The 16,995-nt window shown below is 70.8% G+C and carries 19 protein-coding genes; 5 read left to right on the top strand and 14 right to left on the bottom strand.

Translation table 11 applies throughout. From position 1 onward, the window contains the following. Positions 1-36: 36 nt before the first annotated feature. Positions 37-1,020 (top strand): acrylyl-CoA reductase (NADPH), encoded by a 984-nt coding sequence (gene acuI / locus BMZ19_RS15125; protein WP_090312323.1) that lies wholly within the window; start codon positions 37-39, stop codon positions 1,018-1,020. Between the two features lie 85 nt (positions 1,021-1,105). Here the strand turns inward: acuI and BMZ19_RS15120 are convergent, their stop codons facing one another. Next, on the bottom strand, positions 1,106-1,648 hold the full coding sequence (locus tag BMZ19_RS15120; protein ID WP_090312320.1) for a gamma carbonic anhydrase family protein: 543 nt from the start codon (positions 1,646-1,648) through the stop codon (positions 1,106-1,108). A gap of 169 nt (positions 1,649-1,817) precedes the next feature. On the opposite strand from BMZ19_RS15120, the gene prlC reads away from it, so the two are divergent. Both prlC and BMZ19_RS15110 read left to right on the top strand, forming a co-directional pair. After that, positions 1,818-3,869, top strand: a complete 2,052-nt coding sequence (gene prlC / locus BMZ19_RS15115) for an oligopeptidase A (protein WP_090312319.1) — start codon at positions 1,818-1,820, stop codon at positions 3,867-3,869. Further along, positions 3,866-4,150 (top strand): YheV family putative zinc ribbon protein, encoded by a 285-nt coding sequence (locus BMZ19_RS15110; protein WP_090312317.1) that lies wholly within the window; start codon positions 3,866-3,868, stop codon positions 4,148-4,150. The genes prlC and BMZ19_RS15110 overlap by 4 nt, the downstream gene beginning before the upstream one ends. 53 nt (positions 4,151-4,203) lie before the next feature. Here the strand turns inward: BMZ19_RS15110 and BMZ19_RS15105 are convergent, their stop codons facing one another. Further along, on the bottom strand, positions 4,204-5,172 hold the full coding sequence (locus BMZ19_RS15105) for a CobW family GTP-binding protein (protein ID WP_090312316.1): 969 nt from the start codon (positions 5,170-5,172) through the stop codon (positions 4,204-4,206). Positions 5,173-5,353: 181 nt separating this feature from the next. Here BMZ19_RS15105 and BMZ19_RS15100 point away from each other — a divergent pair, with 181 nt between their 5' ends. Further along, on the top strand, positions 5,354-5,707 hold the full coding sequence (locus BMZ19_RS15100; RefSeq protein ID WP_090312314.1) for an NADH:ubiquinone oxidoreductase: 354 nt from the start codon (positions 5,354-5,356) through the stop codon (positions 5,705-5,707). A gap of 3 nt (positions 5,708-5,710) precedes the next feature. Here BMZ19_RS15100 and zigA read toward each other — a convergent pair whose 3' ends face one another. Further along, positions 5,711-6,916 carry a zinc metallochaperone GTPase ZigA gene (gene zigA, locus BMZ19_RS15095; RefSeq protein WP_090312312.1) on the bottom strand — a complete coding sequence of 402 codons (1,206 nt, stop codon included), beginning with the start codon at positions 6,914-6,916 and terminating at the stop codon, positions 5,711-5,713. Between the two features lie 90 nt (positions 6,917-7,006). Here zigA and folE2 point away from each other — a divergent pair, with 90 nt between their 5' ends. Beyond that, positions 7,007-7,921 (top strand): GTP cyclohydrolase FolE2, encoded by a 915-nt coding sequence (gene folE2, locus BMZ19_RS15090; protein WP_090312311.1) that lies wholly within the window; start codon positions 7,007-7,009, stop codon positions 7,919-7,921. Here folE2 and BMZ19_RS15085 read toward each other — a convergent pair. The 11 genes from BMZ19_RS15085 to BMZ19_RS15035 all read right to left on the bottom strand — a co-directional run bounded on the left by BMZ19_RS15085 (position 7,893) and on the right by BMZ19_RS15035 (position 16,872). Further along, positions 7,893-8,723 (bottom strand): F0F1 ATP synthase subunit gamma, encoded by an 831-nt coding sequence (locus BMZ19_RS15085; protein WP_090312309.1) that lies wholly within the window; start codon positions 8,721-8,723, stop codon positions 7,893-7,895. The two genes, folE2 and BMZ19_RS15085, sit on opposite strands and share 29 nt — an antisense overlap. Next, positions 8,720-10,255 (bottom strand): F0F1 ATP synthase subunit alpha, encoded by a 1,536-nt coding sequence (locus BMZ19_RS15080; RefSeq protein WP_090312308.1) that lies wholly within the window; start codon positions 10,253-10,255, stop codon positions 8,720-8,722. Before BMZ19_RS15080 ends, BMZ19_RS15085 begins: the two co-directional genes overlap by 4 nt. After that, complete coding sequence (locus tag BMZ19_RS15075; protein WP_090312306.1) at positions 10,236-10,985, bottom strand: F0F1 ATP synthase subunit delta; 750 nt, start codon at positions 10,983-10,985, stop codon at positions 10,236-10,238. The genes BMZ19_RS15080 and BMZ19_RS15075 overlap by 20 nt, the downstream gene beginning before the upstream one ends. A gap of 10 nt (positions 10,986-10,995) precedes the next feature. After that, positions 10,996-11,244, bottom strand: coding sequence for a F0F1 ATP synthase subunit C (locus BMZ19_RS15070; protein WP_090312305.1), 249 nt, complete (start codon positions 11,242-11,244; stop codon positions 10,996-10,998). A 4-nt stretch (positions 11,245-11,248) separates the two neighbouring features. Continuing rightward, positions 11,249-11,938: a F0F1 ATP synthase subunit A gene (locus BMZ19_RS15065; RefSeq protein ID WP_244517250.1), complete on the bottom strand. Its 690-nt coding sequence runs from the start codon at positions 11,936-11,938 to the stop codon at positions 11,249-11,251. After that, positions 11,935-12,213 carry an N-ATPase subunit AtpR gene (locus BMZ19_RS15060; RefSeq protein ID WP_090312302.1) on the bottom strand — a complete coding sequence of 93 codons (279 nt, stop codon included), beginning with the start codon at positions 12,211-12,213 and terminating at the stop codon, positions 11,935-11,937. The genes BMZ19_RS15065 and BMZ19_RS15060 overlap by 4 nt, the downstream gene beginning before the upstream one ends. Continuing rightward, positions 12,210-12,494 (bottom strand): AtpZ/AtpI family protein, encoded by a 285-nt coding sequence (locus BMZ19_RS15055; protein WP_090312300.1) that lies wholly within the window; start codon positions 12,492-12,494, stop codon positions 12,210-12,212. Before BMZ19_RS15055 ends, BMZ19_RS15060 begins: the two co-directional genes overlap by 4 nt. Then, positions 12,494-12,931, bottom strand: a complete 438-nt coding sequence (locus BMZ19_RS15050; protein WP_090312299.1) for a F0F1 ATP synthase subunit epsilon — start codon at positions 12,929-12,931, stop codon at positions 12,494-12,496. Before BMZ19_RS15050 ends, BMZ19_RS15055 begins: the two co-directional genes overlap by 1 nt. Then, a complete protein-coding gene (atpD, locus tag BMZ19_RS15045; RefSeq protein WP_090312297.1) occupies positions 12,928-14,346 on the bottom strand; it encodes a F0F1 ATP synthase subunit beta in 1,419 nt (472 codons plus the stop codon). Before atpD ends, BMZ19_RS15050 begins: the two co-directional genes overlap by 4 nt. A gap of 106 nt (positions 14,347-14,452) precedes the next feature. Next, positions 14,453-14,848 (bottom strand): DUF1850 domain-containing protein, encoded by a 396-nt coding sequence (locus BMZ19_RS15040; RefSeq protein WP_090312295.1) that lies wholly within the window; start codon positions 14,846-14,848, stop codon positions 14,453-14,455. Next, positions 14,845-16,872, bottom strand: a complete 2,028-nt coding sequence (locus tag BMZ19_RS15035; protein WP_090312293.1) for a TRAP transporter permease — start codon at positions 16,870-16,872, stop codon at positions 14,845-14,847. The genes BMZ19_RS15040 and BMZ19_RS15035 overlap by 4 nt, the downstream gene beginning before the upstream one ends. Positions 16,873-16,995: the final 123 nt, after the last annotated feature.

The following is a 16,995-nucleotide window of genomic DNA, read 5'->3' as shown; positions in this document are numbered from 1 at the left end:
ATAGACGATCGGTCTAATAACCAAGAGGTGTGACCCATGTTCCGTGCCATTCTGATCGACAAGGACGACAGCGGTTACCGTGCCAGCGTGCAGACGCTCGACGAGGCGCGACTGCCCGAAGGCGACGTGCAGGTGCGCGTCAGCCACAGCACGCTGAACTACAAGGACGCCCTGGCCATCACCGGCAAGAGCCCGGTGGTGCGCCAGTTCCCCATGGTGCCGGGCATCGACCTGGCCGGCATCGTCGAGCACAGCGGCCACCCCGACTATCGCCCCGGCGATGCGGTGCTGCTCAACGGCTGGGGGGTGGGCGAGAGCCACTGGGGCGGGCTGGCACAGAAGGCGCGCCTCAACGGCGACTGGCTGATCCCGCTGCAGCGCGGCTTCAGCGCCGCCGAGGCGATGGCGGTGGGCACCGCCGGCTACACCGCGATGCTCTCGGTGCTGGCCCTGGAGCGCAACGGGGTGACCCCGGCGCACGGCGAGGTGCTGGTCACCGGCGCCAACGGCGGCGTCGGCAGCTTCGCCATCGCCCTGCTGGCACGCCTCGGCTACCGGGTGGTGGCCTCCACCGGGCGTCCCGAGGAGGCCGACTACCTGAAGAGCCTCGGCGCGGCGGGGATCATCGAGCGCGCCAGCCTGTCCGAGCCGGGTCGCCCGCTGGCCCGCGAGCGCTGGGCCGGGGCGATCGACTCGGTGGGCAGCCACACCCTGGCCAACGTCTGCGCGGCCACCCGCTACGGCGGTACCGTGGCCGCCTGCGGCCTGGCCCAGGGCATGGACTTCCCGGCCACAGTGGCGCCGTTCATCCTGCGCGGCGTGACCCTGGTCGGCATCGACAGCGTGATGCGCCCACGCGCCGACCGCCTGCAGGCCTGGCAGCGTCTGGCCCGCGACCTGGACAAGGGCCTGCTGGCGTCGATGACCCGCGTGATCGGCCTGGCCGAGGCGATCCCCAGCGCCGAGGCGCTGCTCGCCGGCCAGGTGCGCGGCCGCGTGGTGGTCGACGTCAATCGCTGAAGCGCACACCCGCTCGCCCTCCCACAGACAGGCAATGGCGCCGATGGGAGGCGCGACCTCGCGGCGATCCGGGCCGCCGCCTCACTCAGCCGCCGTAGCCCTCCAGCAGGTGCAGGTCCTTGAGCTTCACGTAGTTGGCCGCGCTGTAGGTGAAGAAGGCGCGCTCCTTGTCGCTCAGCGGCCGCGCCTGCTTCGCCGGGCTGCCGACGTACAGGTAGCCGCTCTCCAGGGTCTTGCCCGGCGGCACCAGGGTGCCGGCACCGATCACCACCTCGTCCTCGACCACCACGCCGTCCATGATGATCGTGCCCATGCCGACCAGCACACGGCTGCCGATGCGGCAGCCGTGCAGGGTCACCTTGTGGCCGACGGTGACGTCCTCGCCGATCTCCAGCGGATAGCCGCCCGGGTTGAACGGCCCGGCGTGGGTGATGTGCAGCACGCTGCCGTCCTGGATGCTGGTGCGCGCGCCGATGCGGATGCTGTGCATGTCGCCGCGGATCACCGCCAGCGGCCACACCGAGCAGTCATCGCCCAGTTCCACGTCGCCGATCACCACCGCGCTGGGGTCGACGAAGGCGCGCGCGCCGAGCTGCGGGGTATGGCCCTGGTAGGTGCGGATGGTCATGGGAAGGCTCCTGGTGAGTTGTTGTAGTCCTCTACTTAACATGCGCGGCGCGGGCTGGCGACACTCGGCAGCGTTCGCTCAATCGTCGCCATAGCCGCCGCCCAAGCTGCGCACTCAGGCATTTGTCATTAACATGGCCCGTGAATCTCCCGACTCAAGGTCCAATGCCGTGACTGCAACCAATCCCCTGCTGCAAGCCTTCGACCTGCCGCCCTATTCGGCGATCCGCCCCGAGCACGTCGAGCCGGCCGTCGACCAGATCCTCGCCGACAACCGCACCGCCATCGCCGCGATCCTCGAACATCAGGGTAGCGCACCCGACTGGAGCGGCCTGGTGCTGGCCCTCGACGAGCTGAATGCGCGCCTGGGCCGCGCCTGGAGCCCGGTCAGCCACCTCAACGCCGTGTGCAACAGCGCCGAACTGCGCGCCGCCTACGAGGCCTGCCTGCCCAAGCTGTCGGCCTACTACACCGAACTGGGCCAGAACCGCGCGCTGTACCAGGCCTGGCACGCGCTGGCCGACAGTCCCGCCGCGGCCGCCTTCGATCAGGCGCAGCAGACCATCCTCAAGCACACCCTGCGCGACTTCCACCTCAGCGGCATCGACCTGCCGGAAGCCGAGCAGCAGCGCTACGGCGCGATCCAGATGAAGCTCTCCGAGCTGTGCAGCCAGTTCTCCAACCAGGTGCTCGACGCCACCCAGGCCTGGACCAAGCAGATCGGCGACGAGGCCGCACTGGCCGGCCTGCCCGACTCGGCCAAGGCGCAGATGCAGCAGGCGGCGCAGGCCAAGGGCCTCGACGGCTGGCTGGTGACCCTGGAGTTTCCCAGCTACTACGCGGTGATGACCTACGCCGACGACCGCGCCCTGCGCGAAGAGCTGCACACCGCCTACGCCACCCGCGCCTCCGACCAGGGCCCCAACGCCGGCCAGCACGACAACGGCCCGCTGATGGCCGAGATCCTCGACCTGCGCCAGGAGCTGGCCAAGCTGCTGGGCTTCGCCCACTACGCCGAGCTGTCGCTGGCCACCAAGATGGCCGAGTCGACCGAGCAGGTGCTCGGCTTCCTGCGCGACCTGGCGGTGCGCGGCAAGCCGTTCGCCGAGCAGGATCTGGCCGAGCTGCGCGCCTTCGCCGCCGAGCGCGGCGTGAACGACTTGTCGAGCTGGGACGTCGGCTACTTCAGCGAGAAGCTGCGCCACCAGCGCTACGAGATCTCCCAGGAGCAGGTCCGCGCCTGGTTCCCGATCGACAAGGTGCTGTCCGGCCTGTTCGCCATCGTCGAGCGCCTGTACGGCATCCAGATCGCTGAACTGTCGGACTTCGACACCTGGCACCCCGACGTGCGCCTGTTCGAGATTCGCGAGAACGGCGCGCACGTCGGGCGCTTCTTCTTCGACCTCTACGCCCGCGCCAACAAGCGCGGCGGTGCCTGGATGGACGGCGCCCGCGACCACTGGCGCAACAGCGCCGGCGAGCGCATCAGCCCGGTGGCCAACCTGGTGTGCAACTTCACCCCGGCGGTGAACGGCCGGCCGGCGCTGCTCACCCACGACGAGGTCACCACCCTGTTCCACGAGTTCGGCCACGGCCTGCACCACCTGCTGACCCGCGTCGACTATGCCGGCGTCTCCGGGATCAACGGCGTGGCCTGGGACGCGGTCGAACTGCCCAGCCAGTTCATGGAGAACTGGTGCTGGGAGCCGGAAGGCCTGGCGCTGATCTCCGGCCACTTCGAGAGCGGCGAGCCGCTGCCGCAGGCGCTGCTGGACAAGATGCTGGCGGCGAAGAACTTCCAGTCCGGGCTGATGCTGCTGCGCCAGCTGGAGTTCTCGCTGTTCGACTTCGAGCTGCACGCCACCCATGGCGACGGCCGCAGCGTGCTCGAGGTGCTGCAGGCGATCCGCGACGAGGTCTCGGTGATGCAGCCGCCGGCCTGGAACCGCTTCGCCAACAGCTTCTCGCACATCTTCGCCGGTGGTTACGCGGCCGGCTACTACAGCTACAAGTGGGCCGAGGTGCTGTCCGCCGATGCCTTCTCGAAGTTCGAGGAAGAGGGAGTGCTCAACCCGGCTACCGGCCGCGCCTTCCGCGAGGCGATCCTCGCCCGCGGCGGCTCGCTGGAGCCGATGCAGCTGTTCGTCGACTTCCGCGGCCGCGAGCCGTCGATCGACGCGCTGCTGCGCCACAGTGGCCTGACCGAGGAGGTGGCAGCATGAGCGAGGAAATCTTCAATCCGCCGGTGAAGCGCTTCATCGCCGGCGCGGTATGCCCGGCCTGCGAGGCGATGGACACCATCCAGATGTGGGACGAGGACGGCACACCGAACCGCCACTGCGTGACCTGCGGTTACGCCGATACCCTCGACGTCAATGGCAACTCGGTCCCCAAGGAACTGCCAACGCGGGTCAACGTCAGCGCGCTGAAACCCAAGGCCGCCGATCCCAAGGTGCAGACCGTGCAGTTCTTCCCCAATCCCAAGCTGAAGAAGCCGGAGTAGGCCGGAGCGGTAGCGAGAAAGGCGTCCTGTGCGAGCAGGGCGCCTTTTCTATTTCAGCCCAGCCGACAAGCCGCCAGCCCCGCCTGCAGCACCGCGGCGTCCTGCGCCGCGGCGAAGATCAGCTCCAGCCGCGAATCCCTGCGCCACTCGCTGCTGCGCCAGGCCAGAGCCGCACCGTCCAAGGCATTGCCGCTGTACCAGCCGTCGTCCGCGCAGTGCAACACCAGCTTGGCGCGCCGCCAGGGCAGGGCGGCCAGCCACTGCGCGACCTGCTCGCGGTCGAAGCGCTGGCTCGGGTGCCAGCGCCAGCCGATGCTCCAGCCGCCGTCCTCCTCATGAATCTGACAGATCGGCTGCGCCGGATCGCTCCACAGTGCCGGCAGCTGGCCAGCACCTGTGGGTAACTTTTCCGCCGCGCTGCCTGGTTGCGCCCGTGTGTGGATGCCCGGCAGCTCGGCAAGCGCCAGGCGCCCCTGTTCGGTCCACAACAGCGGCCGCGCCGGCAGCTGGGCGGCGAGCAGGGCACGGGCGGTGGCATCCAGACTCTCGCTCTTGTTGAGCAGCAGCAGCCCGGCATCGCCCAGCGCGGTCTGCTGCGCCGGCGGCAGCGGCCGCCCGGCGGCCAGGGCGGCGGCGTCCAGCACCACCACGCTGGGCTGCACGGCGAGCACCTCGCGCCACGGCTCGTCCTGCAGCTGGCGCAGCAGCTCGGCCGGGTGGCCGAGGCCAGACGGCTCGATTAGCAGGCGGTCCGGGCGCGCCTGGCGCAGCAGGCGGCCAAGACCGACCTGGAAGGGCGCGCCGTTGACGCAGCACAGGCAGCCGCCGGCCACCTCGCCGAGGGCGATGCCGTCTTCACTGGTGGTCAGCAGCGCGGCGTCGAGGCCGATCTGGCCGAACTCGTTGATCAGGATCGCCCAGCGCTCGTCCGCCGGCTTCTGCGCCAGCAGTTCGCGGATCAGCGTGGTCTTGCCGGCGCCCAGCGGGCCGGCGATCAGGTGGGTGGGGATGTGCTTGAGCATGGACTGCCTGTGGATAAGCCTGGGGGTAAGCTGTGCCCTGCTGTGGACAACTGCGCTAAAGTGTCACGGCCACCAGCTTACCGGCAAAGCGCGATGGCCGCCCGCGCCAGACACGGCGGCGCCGGGTAAACTGCGCGCCGGCTCCCGCGCGGAGCCCCGCCCAGCCACCCGGAGCCCGACCATGCGCCAGATTCTGCCCTTCCTCCTCGCCGCCCTGCCGCTGCCGGCGCTGGCCGAAGCCTGCGTGGTGCACAGCCAGGGCCAGGGCGTGGCGGTGCAGCTCTGCCAGCAGAACGTCAGCATCCCCAAGGGGCTGTTCGAGACCGGCTTCTGCCAGCCGAAGCTCAAGGATCAGGAGATCAAGGTCGAGTTCGTCGAGCAGTGCCCGGACGGCGCCCACGGCGTCTGCGCCGGCGCCCAGGCCGGCGGCCCGGCCTATCGCCAGGACATCCACTACTACGGCGAGGCCTCCGATGCCCGCTACCTCAAGCCGTTCTGCGAGGGGCAGAGCGGCGGCAAGTGGCGCACGCCCTGACGTTCAGGCCAGCTCTTCCAGCCACGGATCGAACGGATCGGCCAGCCCCCGCCAGGCGTCCTCGCCCAGCGCCAGCTCCACCTCGTCGAGCAGGCAGGCGTCCAGCTCGGCGTGCAGGCGGGCGAAGTCGATGTGCTGGCCGATGAATACCAGCTCCTGGCGGCAGTCGCCGCTGCGCTTGCACCAGTGGCGGAGGATCTCCTCGAGACGCTCTTCGTCCTGCGGCCACTGGCTTTTCGGCACATGGCGCCACCAGCGCCCGGCGTAGCCGTAGCGCATCAGGCCGCCGGCCTGCGACCAGCTGCCGGCCTCCTGCGGGCGGCTGGCCAGCCAGAAGTAGCCCTTGGAGCGCAGCAGGCGACCGTTGTCCCACTCGCGGTGCAGGAACTCGAAGAAGCGCTGCGGATGGAACGGCTTGCGCGCCCGGTAGGCGGTGGAGGCGATGCCGTACTCCTCGGTTTCCGCCACGTGCTCGCCACGCAGCTCCCTGAGCCAGCCCGGCGCCTGGGCGGCGCGTTCGAAGTCGAAGCGGCCGGTGTCGAGGATCTTCGCCAGCTCCACCTGGCCCATGACCATCGGCAGCACCTCGGCCTGCGGGTTGAGGCGGGCGAGGATCGCCAGCAGCTCCGCGCGCTCGGCCGCAGAGATCAGGTCGATCTTGCTGACCAGCAGCACGTCGGCGAACTCGATCTGGTCGATCAACAGATCGGTGATCGAGCGCTCGTCGTCCTCGCCGAGACTCTCGCCGCGGCTGGAAAGGCTGTCGGCCTCGTGGAAGTCGCGCAGGAAGCTCACCCCGTCGACCACGGTGACCATGGTATCCAGGCGCGCCAGGTCGGCCAGGCTCTGACCCTGCTCGTCGCGGAAGGTGAAGGTCTCGGCCACCGGCAGCGGCTCGGCGATGCCGGTCGACTCGATCAGCAGGTAGTCGAAGCGCCCCTCGCCGGCCAGGCGGGCGACCTCCTCAAGCAGGTCCTCGCGCAGGGTGCAGCAGATGCAGCCGTTGCTCATCTCCACCAGCCTTTCCTCGCCGCGGTTGAGGCTGACGCCCTGCTGCACGGCGCTGGCGTCGATGTTCACCTCGCTCATGTCGTTGACGATCACCGCGACGCGCAGGCCGGCGCGGTTCTTCAGTACGTGGTTGAGCAGGGTGCTCTTGCCGGCGCCCAGGAAGCCGGACAGCACGGTGACGGGGAGACGGGAATCCATCGGTGACCTCGGATTGGCAGACGGCTACGCTTGGTTAACTTTGAGTTATAACATAACATTTTCTACCACCTGCCCATCAAGGGATTGCCGATGAACAGCCTGACCCTGCCCGATATCGCCGCGCAAACCACCACCGCCCGCCTGCCACTGGAGCGGGTCGGCATGGCCGGCATCGCCCAGCCGGTCGTCCTCCTCGGCCAGCGCCTCGCCGCCCGGGTCGCAGCCGGAGTCAGCCTCGACGACGCGGCGGCGCGCGGCATCCACATGTCGCGCCTGTACCTGGCGCTGGCCGCGCTGGAAAGCGAGGAGCTGGCCCCGGCGCTGCTGGCCCGGGTGCTCGGCGAGTTCCTCGCCAGCCACCGCGGGCTGTCGGCGCGCGCCCAGCTGGAGATCCGCGGCGAAGCGCTGCTCCGGCGTCCGGCGCTGGTCAGCCCGCTGGCCGGCTGGAAGGGTTATCCGTTCCTGGTCGATGCCCAGTTGGACGCGGACGGGCTGCGGGTGGAACTGGAGGTGGCGATCGGCTACTCGTCGACCTGCCCGTGCTCGGCGGCGCTGGCCCGCCAGCTGTTCCAGCAGCGCTTCGCCGCCGACTTCGCCGGACAGGCGCTGGAGCCCGGCGCAGTGCTGGAGTGGCTGGGCAGCAGCGCCGGCAGCCTGGCCACCCCTCACAGCCAGCGCTCGACAGCCACGCTGCGCGTCACCCTGGCCCGCGAGGCGACCACGCTACCGCTGCTGGAACTGATCGAGCGCGCCGAGACGGCGCTGGGCACCGCGCTGCAGACCGCGGTCAAGCGCGCCGACGAGCAGGCCTTCGCCCTGGCCAACGGGCAGAACCTGATGTTCTGCGAGGACGCCGCGCGGCGCCTGCATGTCGCGCTGCTGCGCCAGCCGGTGCTGGACGCCTTCAGCGTGCGGGTGGTACACGCCGAGAGCCTGCACGCCCACGACGCGGTGGCGGAGAGCCGCTGGCGCAGCGCTACAGGCGCGACGCCGACAGCTCGATGATCTCCTCGGTGATCTCGTCCTGGCGCACCCGGCGGAATTCGGCGAGCAGCTCGCCGCGGCGCTGCTCGACGTTGCCCTGCGCGGCGACCATCGCCTGCATGCGCGCCTCATTCTCGGCGGCGAAGGACAGCATCAGCGCCTCGCACAGCTCGGCGTACAGGTACTCGTCGGCCAGGCCGGCGATCAGCTGCTGCGGGGCCAGGGTGATGTGCGGTGCCTGCGCACGGCGCGACACGGCAAAGCGCGAGTAGTCGAACGGCAGCAGTGGCCGCGCCAGCACCTCGGTCCGCCCCGGCTGGGCGTGCACCAGGGTCACCCGCTGCGCCGCGCCCGTGCCGAGGCCGGCGTACAGTGCCTCGACGAGGCGCCCGGCCAGCGCTGGTACCTCGTCGAGGTGCACCGCCATCGGCGCCGTCCAGTCCGCCTGCAGGCCGCGCTCCAGGGCGCCCAGCTCGCCGCGCTCGCCGAGCAGCCACAGCTGGGCGGTGCCGCGGCAGGTCTGCGCGGCCTCCAGCACGCGCTCGTTGAACCCGCCGACGAAGCCCTGCTCGGCGCAAAACGCCAGCACCAGGCCGTGGCCATGATCGCCCATGCCGGCCGTCGGCCGTTGCGGCTCGGGCAGCAGCGCCAGCGCCTCGCCGATCGCCGTGCCCAGGGTCTCGGCGTAGGCGCGCACGCCATCAAGGTGCTGGCGGGCCTCCTGCACGCGCGCCGCGGCGATGCCGCGCATGGCGCCGACCACCACGCCGAGCTCACGGGTGGTCGCCAGGTGCTCGCCGACCTCGGCCAGGCGCCCGCTCACGGCGCGCTCCCGGCCAGCTCGCGGCACAGCGTGGCGACCTGCTCGACCAGCAGCGCCAGCGCGGCGGCGTCCAGCTCGCCGCCCTGCTGCGCCGCCTGCACCTGGGCGGCGGCATGGGCGTCCAGCCAGGCCGGCAGGCGCGTGCGCAGGCGCGCGAGCAGCGTCGGCGGGTAGGCGTCGAACACCCCGCCGCCGAGCGCCGCCAGCAGCGCCACCTGGTCAACCAGGCGCAGGGCGGCGAAGCGCGGCTGGGCGAGCAGCGCGCGGCTGCGCTCGCCGCGGGTGATCTGCCCGCGTACCCGGCTGTCGCTGAGGCCGCCGAAGCGGGTGAACATCTCCAGCTCGAGGAACTGCGAGTACTCCAGACGCAGGCGCCCGGCCACCTCGCGCAGCACCCTGGGCTGGGCCTTGCCGCCGACCCGGCTGACCGACAGGCCGACGTCCACCGCCGGCCGCTGATTGGCTGCGGCCAGGTGGCTGTCGAGGATAATCTGCCCGTCGGTGATCGAGATCAGGTTGGTAGGGATGTAGGCGGCCAGGTTGCCGGCCTCGGTCTGGGCGATCGGCAGGGCGGTCAGCGAGCCGCCGCCGAGTTCCGGCGCCAACTTGGCGGCGCGCTCCAGCAGGCGCGCGTGCAGGTAGAAGATGTCGCCGGGATAGGCCTCGCGCCCCGGCGGCTCGTGGGTCAGCAGGGCCAGCTCGCGGTGGGTGGCGGCGTGCTTGCTGAGGTCGTCGATCACCACCAGGGCGTGCTGGCCGCGGTCGCGGAAGTACTCGGCGATGCTGAAGCCGGCGAACGGCGCAGCCCACTGCAGCCCCGGCGCCGCGGCGGCTGAGGCGACCACGAACACGCAGCGCTCGGCGGCGCCATGGCTGCGCACCGCCTCGATGGCCTGCTGCACGGTAGCCGCACGCTGGCCGACGGCGACGTACACGCAGATCAGCTCGGAGTGCTTCTGGTTGATGATGGCGTCCAGCGCCAGCGAGGTCTTGCCGGTGGCGCGGTCGCCGATGATCAGCTCGCGCTGGCCGCGGCCGATGGCGAACAGCGCATCGACGATCAGCACACCGGTCTCCACCGGCTCGTTGACCGCGGCGCGCTCGATGATCGCCGGCGCCGGACGCTCGATCGGCAGACGGGTCTCGGCGAGGATCGGTTCGTCGCGGTCCAGCGGACGGCCCAGCGGATCGACCACCCGGCCGAGCAGGCCGGGGCCGACCGGCACCTGCAGCACCTCGCCGGTGCCGTGCACCTCGCTGCCGGCGGCGATGGCCGCGCTCTCGTCGAGCAGCACCACGGAGATCAGCTCGCTGTCCAGGCTGAGGGCGAAGCCGAGGCTGCCGTCGGCGAAGCGCAGCAGCTCGTCGAGGCGCACCCCGGGCAGACCGCTGACCCGGGCGATGCCGTCGGCCACCTGGACCACCCGGCCGATCTCGCCGGCCTCGGCCTGCAGTGGCGTGCGCGCCAGCGCCGCGCGACTGCGCGCCAGCCAGTCGGCGGACGGCGCGAGATCAGGCGTCGGCGTGGTCATGGCGACTCAACTCCCGCTGCAGGCGCGCCAGATCGGCACGGAAACTGTTGCGTACCACCACGCTGGAGCCCTCCAGCTCGAGGCCGGCGATCAGCGCCGGCTCGACCTCCGGGGTCAGCCGCAGCTCGTCGCCGAGGGCTCCGCGCAGGGCCGCCCGGCAACGCTGCAACTCGTCCTCGGCGAGCGCGCGCGGCGCACGCAGGATCAGCGCCTGACGGTCGTCGACGAGGGACTGGCGGGCGGCCGGGGCGAGCTGCTCGAGTCCCTCGACCAGGCCGTCGAGAAAGGCGGTGACCCGCAGGTTGTCCGGCAGGCGCGCCAGCAGGTGCGCGGCGATGTCCAGCGCCAGCGCACCGGCCTGCTCCTCGGCTTGCAGGCGGGCACTGCTGCGCTGCGCCGCCTGCGCCGCCTCGGCCTGCGCGCGCTGCTGCTCGATCTCGCGCTGCACCTCGGCAAGCAGATGCTCACGGGTGCTCGCCACCTCCTGCTCGACTGCCTTGAGCCCCGCCTCGCGCTCGGCAGCCAGTGCCTGGCGCGCCTCGACGGCCTGCTGCCGTTCGGCCTCGGCCGCCGTCCGCGTCGCGGCCGCCTCGTCGAGCAGGCGCCCGGCCTCCTGCTGGCGCGCGGCGACGATCTGCGCCACCGGCTTGAACAGAAAGTGCGACAGCAGCCAGACGAGAATGACGACGTTGATCGTCTGCAGGCCGAGGGTCCACCAGTCCAGAGTCATCGGTGGTCACTCAGTGCACGAAGGGGTTGGCGAACAGCAGCAACACCGCGACCACCAGACAGTAGATGGCCATGGTCTCGATCATCGCCAGGCCGACGAACAGGGTCCGCGACAGGCTGCCGGCAGCTTCCGGCTGGCGGGCGATGGCGTCCATCGCCGCGGCCACCGCGCGGCCTTCGGCGAGCGCCGGACCGATGGCGCCGAAGCTCACCGCCACGGCGGCGGCGATGATGCTGACGATCTGAATCAGGTTGTCCATGCGTCTACTCCTTGCTTGCGGATGGCGGGCTGGCGGGCCCCTCGACGGCGGCGCCGACGAAGACCATGGCCAGCACGCTGAAGATATAGGCCTGGATCGCCCCGGTGAGCAGGTCCAGGGCCATGAACGGGATCGGCACCAGCAGGCCGGCCAGCGACAGGGCGATGCCGAGCACGAACACGCCGCTCATGATGTTGCCGAACAGGCGCACGACCAGCGAGAAGGTACGGGTCAGCTGCTCGACGATGTTCAGCGGAATCATCACCCAGCTCGGCTCGGCGAAGGTGCGCAGGTAGCCGCGCAGACCCTGGCTGGCGATGCCGAAGCCGATGCTGGCGACCAGCACGATCAGCGCCAGCACGGCGTCGGTCTCCAGGTTGGCGGTGGGCGGTTCCAGCCCTGGGACCAGCCCCGACCAGTTGGCGGCGAGGATGAACAGGAACAGCGTGCCGAACAGTGCGCGGTAGCGCCCAGGCGCCACCTGCATGGTGGCGCGGATCTGTTCGTCGAGGGTAGCGACCAGCAGCTCCAGCAGGACTTGTCCCTTCGACGGGCGCAGGCCCAGCCGGCGGGTCAGCAGCCAGCTGCCGCCGGCCAGCGCCAGCATCAGCAGCCAGGTGACCGCCACCGCCTTGCTGATCGGCAGCGGGCCGAGGCGGAACAGGGTTTCGCTGACCAACGGCGAGGACATCATGGGCGCATCCTCCGCAGCGTCAGTTGCCGCGCCAGCAGCAGACCCAGCGCGCCGGCCAGCAGCACACCCAGGCCGAGGCGGATCAGTGCGGCGAGCAGCGCCACGCTCAGGCCCACGCGCAGCAGCTGCAGGGCCAGTGCCGGCAGCACCCGCCCGGCGCTGAACAGGCGCAGGTTCAGCGCCAGCGAGGCGAAGTGCAGGGTGCCGACCAGCAGACCGACCAGCAGGCCGGCGCCGAGCTGCGCGAACACGGGTAACAGCGGCCAGCCGATCATTGTTTGTGCATCCAGCGCCAGGCCGACCACAGGCCGAGGGCGGCGCCGAGGAACAGCAGCGCGGCGGCGAACAGCACCCCGCTGCCTAGCAGGCGGTCCAGCCAGCGACCGATGAACAGGCCGAGCAGCAGCGGCACCACGATGGCCCAGCCGAGCACGCCGATCTGGCCGATGCGCCGGCCCAGCGACGGCTCCGGATCGTCGCGGGACTGCGCCTCGCGCTGCACCGCGCGGCGCGCGGCCTCGTCCATGCGCTGGTTGGTCTTCTCGTCCGGCTTCATCAGGGCTCTCCCTCGGGATTGAACGGCGTCTCGCCCTCGGCGCGCAGGTAGCGCACCAGCTGGCGTACCGCGCGGGTGTGCAGGCGCAGGTGCTCGACCCGTGCCCGGCGCGCGCTGTCGTGCTGCGCCTCGCGGGCCTCGCGCACGCGTTCTTCCAGCTCGTCGAGACGGCTGCCGACGATGCCCTCGCGGCAGGCCACGCGCAACTCGCGCCCGGCCAGGCTGAGCACGCCGCCGCGCACCGCACAGAAGCCCAGCTCGCCGCCGGCGCGGCGCCAGCGCAGCACGCTGGGCTGCAGAACGGTGAGGTAGTCGACGTGGCCGGGCAGCAGGCCGAAGCAGCCGCTGGCGTCCTCGCCGCGCAGCGCCACCACGTCGGCGCAGTCGACCAGGATGCGCTGCGGGGTGGCGATCAGCAGGTGCAGCGACCGGCTCATGGCTTGCCCTCGCCCTGGCGCACCGCCTGCTCCTTGGCGCGCGCCTCGTCGAGGGTGCCGACCATGTACAGCGAACGCTCCTGCCAGTCGTCGCACTCGCCAGCGAGGATCGCCCGGCAGCCGGCCAGGGTGTCGGCCAGCGCCACCGAGCGACCGGGCATGCCGGTAAAGGCCTCGGTGACGGCGAACGGCTGGGTCAGGAAGCGCTGCAGGCGCCGCGCGCGGCCGACGATGCGGCGGTCCTCGATGCCCAGCTCCTCGATGCCGAGCAGGGCGATGACGTCCTGCAGGCTGCGGTAGTGCTCGATCACCCGGCGCACCTCGGTGGCCACCGCGACGTGCTCCTCGCCGACCACCAAGGCGTCGAGCAGCAGCGAGGAGGACGCGATGGGGTCGATCGCCGGATACATGCCCTGGGCGGCCATCTGCCGCGACAGCACCACCATGCTGTCGACGTGGGCGGCCAGGGCGGTCACCGCCGGGTCGGTGAAGTCGTCGGCGGGCACGTAGACCGCCTCGATGGCGGTCACCGCCACGCCGGCCACCGAGACGATGCGCTCCTGCAGTGCCGCCACCTCGTCGGCCAGGGTCGGCTGGTAGCCGACTCGCGAGGGCAGGCGGCCGAGCAGGCCAGACACCTCGGCGCCGGCCTGGACGAAGCGGAACACGTTGTCCATCAGCAGCAGCACGTTCTGCCGGCGCTCGTCGCGAAAGTATTCGGCGATGCTCAACGCGCTGAACGGCACCCGCCAGCGCGCGCCGGGCGGCTCGTTCATCTGCCCATAGACCAGCACGCTGTGCGCGAGCACCCCCGATTCGCGCATGTCCTGGAGCATCTCGTGGCCCTCGCGGGAGCGCTCGCCGACCCCGGCGAACACCGAGATGCCGCGGTAGCGCTCGACCATGGCGTGGATCAGCTCCATGACCAGCACGGTCTTGCCGACCCCGGCGCCGCCGAACATCGCCGCCTTGCCGCCCTGCACCAGCGGGGTGAGCAGGTCGATGACCTTGATCCCGGTGGAGAACAACTCGCGGGTCACGCTCTGCGCCGCCAGCGGCGGCGGGGCGCGGTGGATCGGCCGGCGCGGCACGTCGGCGGGCAGGGCGCCGCCGTTGTCGCCCGGCACGCCGCCGACGTCGACCAGGCGTCCGAGCAGCGCCTCGCCGACCGGCACCTCGAGCGGCCCGCCGAGGGCGCGCACCGCCACGCCGCGCGGCAGCCCGGCGGTGGCGGCCAGGGCGATGGCGCGCACATGCTGCTCGTCGAGATGCGCCTGCACCTCGGCCAGCAGGTTGCTGCCGTCCTCGCGCAGCACCGCCAGGGCCTCGCCGAGCGCCGGCAACCCCTGGGGGAAACTCACGTCGAGCACCGCGCCGCGCACGGCACTGACCCGCCCGTCGGCTACCGTCGCCATGCCGTTCTCCTTCGCCACGCTCATCCAGACCCGGATAGTGGCCAATCCGCACCGCACGGCGCAAGCCGCGATATCCGGCGGCAGTCCGCGGAGGGCCGGCCGAGGGTCACTCAGCCGACAGGGGCGCACAACTCCACAGCTCCAGCGCCGGCCGCTCCGACGAGGGCGGGCCGAGCCATTCGCTCAGCTCGTGGCAGGCGCCGGCAAAACACAGCTGGTAGTCGCCCGCCTCGGGCGCGCGCCCGACGCGCAGGGGTTGCAACGGCGGCAACTGGCGGCGGTAGTGCCAGCTGCCCTCGTGCAGCACGGCGTCGGCGGGGATCTCCATGCCGGCACCGTTGCCCTTGACCCGCGCCTCGCCGAGCAGCAGCCCGTCCGGCGTGACGCGGTAGTCCTCCTCCCAGCGGACCTTCTCGATGGTATGGGTCCAGGCCAGGGTGAAGGCCGGCACGGGCAGGCTCGCCCACACCGTGCCGGCCAACCCCAGACACAAGGCGATCATGCACAGACCGCCAGACGGCCGGCGCGGGCGCGCCAGAAGTGCAGCACCAACACCAGCACGCCGAGCCCCAGGCCGATCTCGTCGGTCACCGGCATGGCGAGGATCAGGCAGGCACCGGCGACGAAGGCCAGCAGGCGTTCCCACCAGGCCAGCTTGCGCTGCAGGTAGCCGATCGAGGCGACGCCCCACAGGCCGATGGCGAACAGCGCCTTGAAGGCGACGTAGGCGGTCAGCAGCAGGCTGCCGCCCTGCAGCATCAGCGCCGGGCTATAGACCGCCATGTACGGCACGACGAAGCCGGCCACCGCGATGCGTACCGCCCACAGGCTGATCTTCAGCCCCTTCTCGCCGGCGATCGGCGCCGCGGCGAAGGCCGCCAGCGCCACCGGCGGGGTCAGGTCGGCGAGGATGCCGAAGTAGAAGACGAACATGTGCGAGACGATCAGCGGCACGCCGAGGTCGAGCAGCGCGGGCGCGGCGATCGAGCTGGTGATGATGTAGTTGGGAATGGTCGGGATGCCCATGCCCAGCACCATGCAGGTGATCATGGTCAGCACCAGCGAGAGGAGCAGGTTGTCGCGGCCGATGTCGAGGATGTAGCCGGCGAAGGTGGAAGCCACCCCAGTCAGCGACACCACGCCAATGATCACCCCGACCAGCGTACAGGCGATGCCCACCGGCACCGCATGGCGCGCACCCTCGGCCAGCGCATCGACGCACACGCGCAGGGTGTCGCGGCCACCCTTGACGAACCAGCAGGCCACCACCAGCAGGCCGATGACCGCGAAGATCACCCCGATGCCAAGCTGGAAGAAGCCGGCGCAGAGCACGCCGAGGGCGACCCAGAAGGCCATGCGCAGGCCGAACGAGGAGACCTTGAGGATCAGCGCCGAGCCGAGGATGACGATGGCGGTCAGCGCCAGGCCGATGGTCCCGGAGAACATCGGCGTGCGCCCGGAGAACAGCAGGGCGATCAGCACACCCAGCGGAATCAGCAGGAACCAGCGCGCCTTGACCGCCGCCCAGGGATCCGGGCATTCCTCCTTGGGCAGACCCTTGAGGCCGGCGCGCTTGGCTTCCAGATGGACCATCCAGAACACCGAGCCGAAATACAGCAGTGCCGGGATCAGCGCCGCCTTGGCCACCTCGACGAAAGGCACGTTGATGGTCTCGGCCATGATGAAGGCCACCGCACCCATCACCGGCGGCATCAGCTGGCTGCCCATGCTGGCGGTGGCCTCGACGCCGCCGGCGAAGGCCGGCTTGTAGCCAAAGCGCTTCATCAACGGGATGGTGAACTGGCCGGTGGTGACCACGTTGGCCACCCCCGAGCCGGTGATGGTGCCCATCAGCGCCGAGGAGAACACCGAGACCTTGGCCGGGCCACCGAGCTTGTGGCCGAACAGGCCCATGGCGAAGTCGGTGAACAGCTTGATCATCCCGGCCTGCTCGAGGAAGGCACCGAACAGGATGAACAGGAAGATGTAGGTCGCCGAAACGTAGGTCGGCGTACCGTACAGACCCTCGGTGCCAAAGGTCAGTTGGTTGACCACCTGGTCGAAACCGTAGCCGCGGTGCGCCAGGTCGCCCGGCAGGTGCTCGCCGAACAGCGCGTAGGCGAGGAACAGGCCGCAGATCAGCGGCAGGGCAATACCCATCACCCGCCGCGCCGCCTCGAACACCAGGGCGATCAACAGCAGGCCGACGACCATGTCGCTGTCGGTCAGATCGCCGGAACGCTGGATCAGGTCCGCCTCGAATATCCACTGGTAGGCGAAGGTGGCCATGCCGGCCAGTCCCAGCAGCCAGGCCAGCGGCTGGAACGGCCGGCCATTGCCGCGGGCCGGATAGCAGAGAAACACCAGCAGCAACAGGAAGCCGACGTGGCCGGCGCGCAGCACCTGGCTGGAGACCAGCGGAAAGGCGGCGGTGACGATCTGGTAGGTGGAGAACAGCAGCGCCACACCGAACAGCGCCTTCGGCCACTGGCTCGGACTGGCGGAAAGGCCTTGGCTTTCGCTCATCGAAGTAATCCTCACGGCAACGGGGATGCGCTGACGGGCACGCCCGCCGGGAAGGCAGCGTGCACGACGACAGCGACTTGTGCGTTCACTCGGGACGTGCCGGGCGCCCCCGCGGGGAAGGGA

It is taken from the genome of Pseudomonas linyingensis, assembly GCF_900109175.1.
GTDB lineage: Bacteria > Pseudomonadota > Gammaproteobacteria > Pseudomonadales > Pseudomonadaceae > Geopseudomonas > Geopseudomonas linyingensis.
This window is presented reverse-complemented; position numbering and strand designations above follow the sequence as displayed.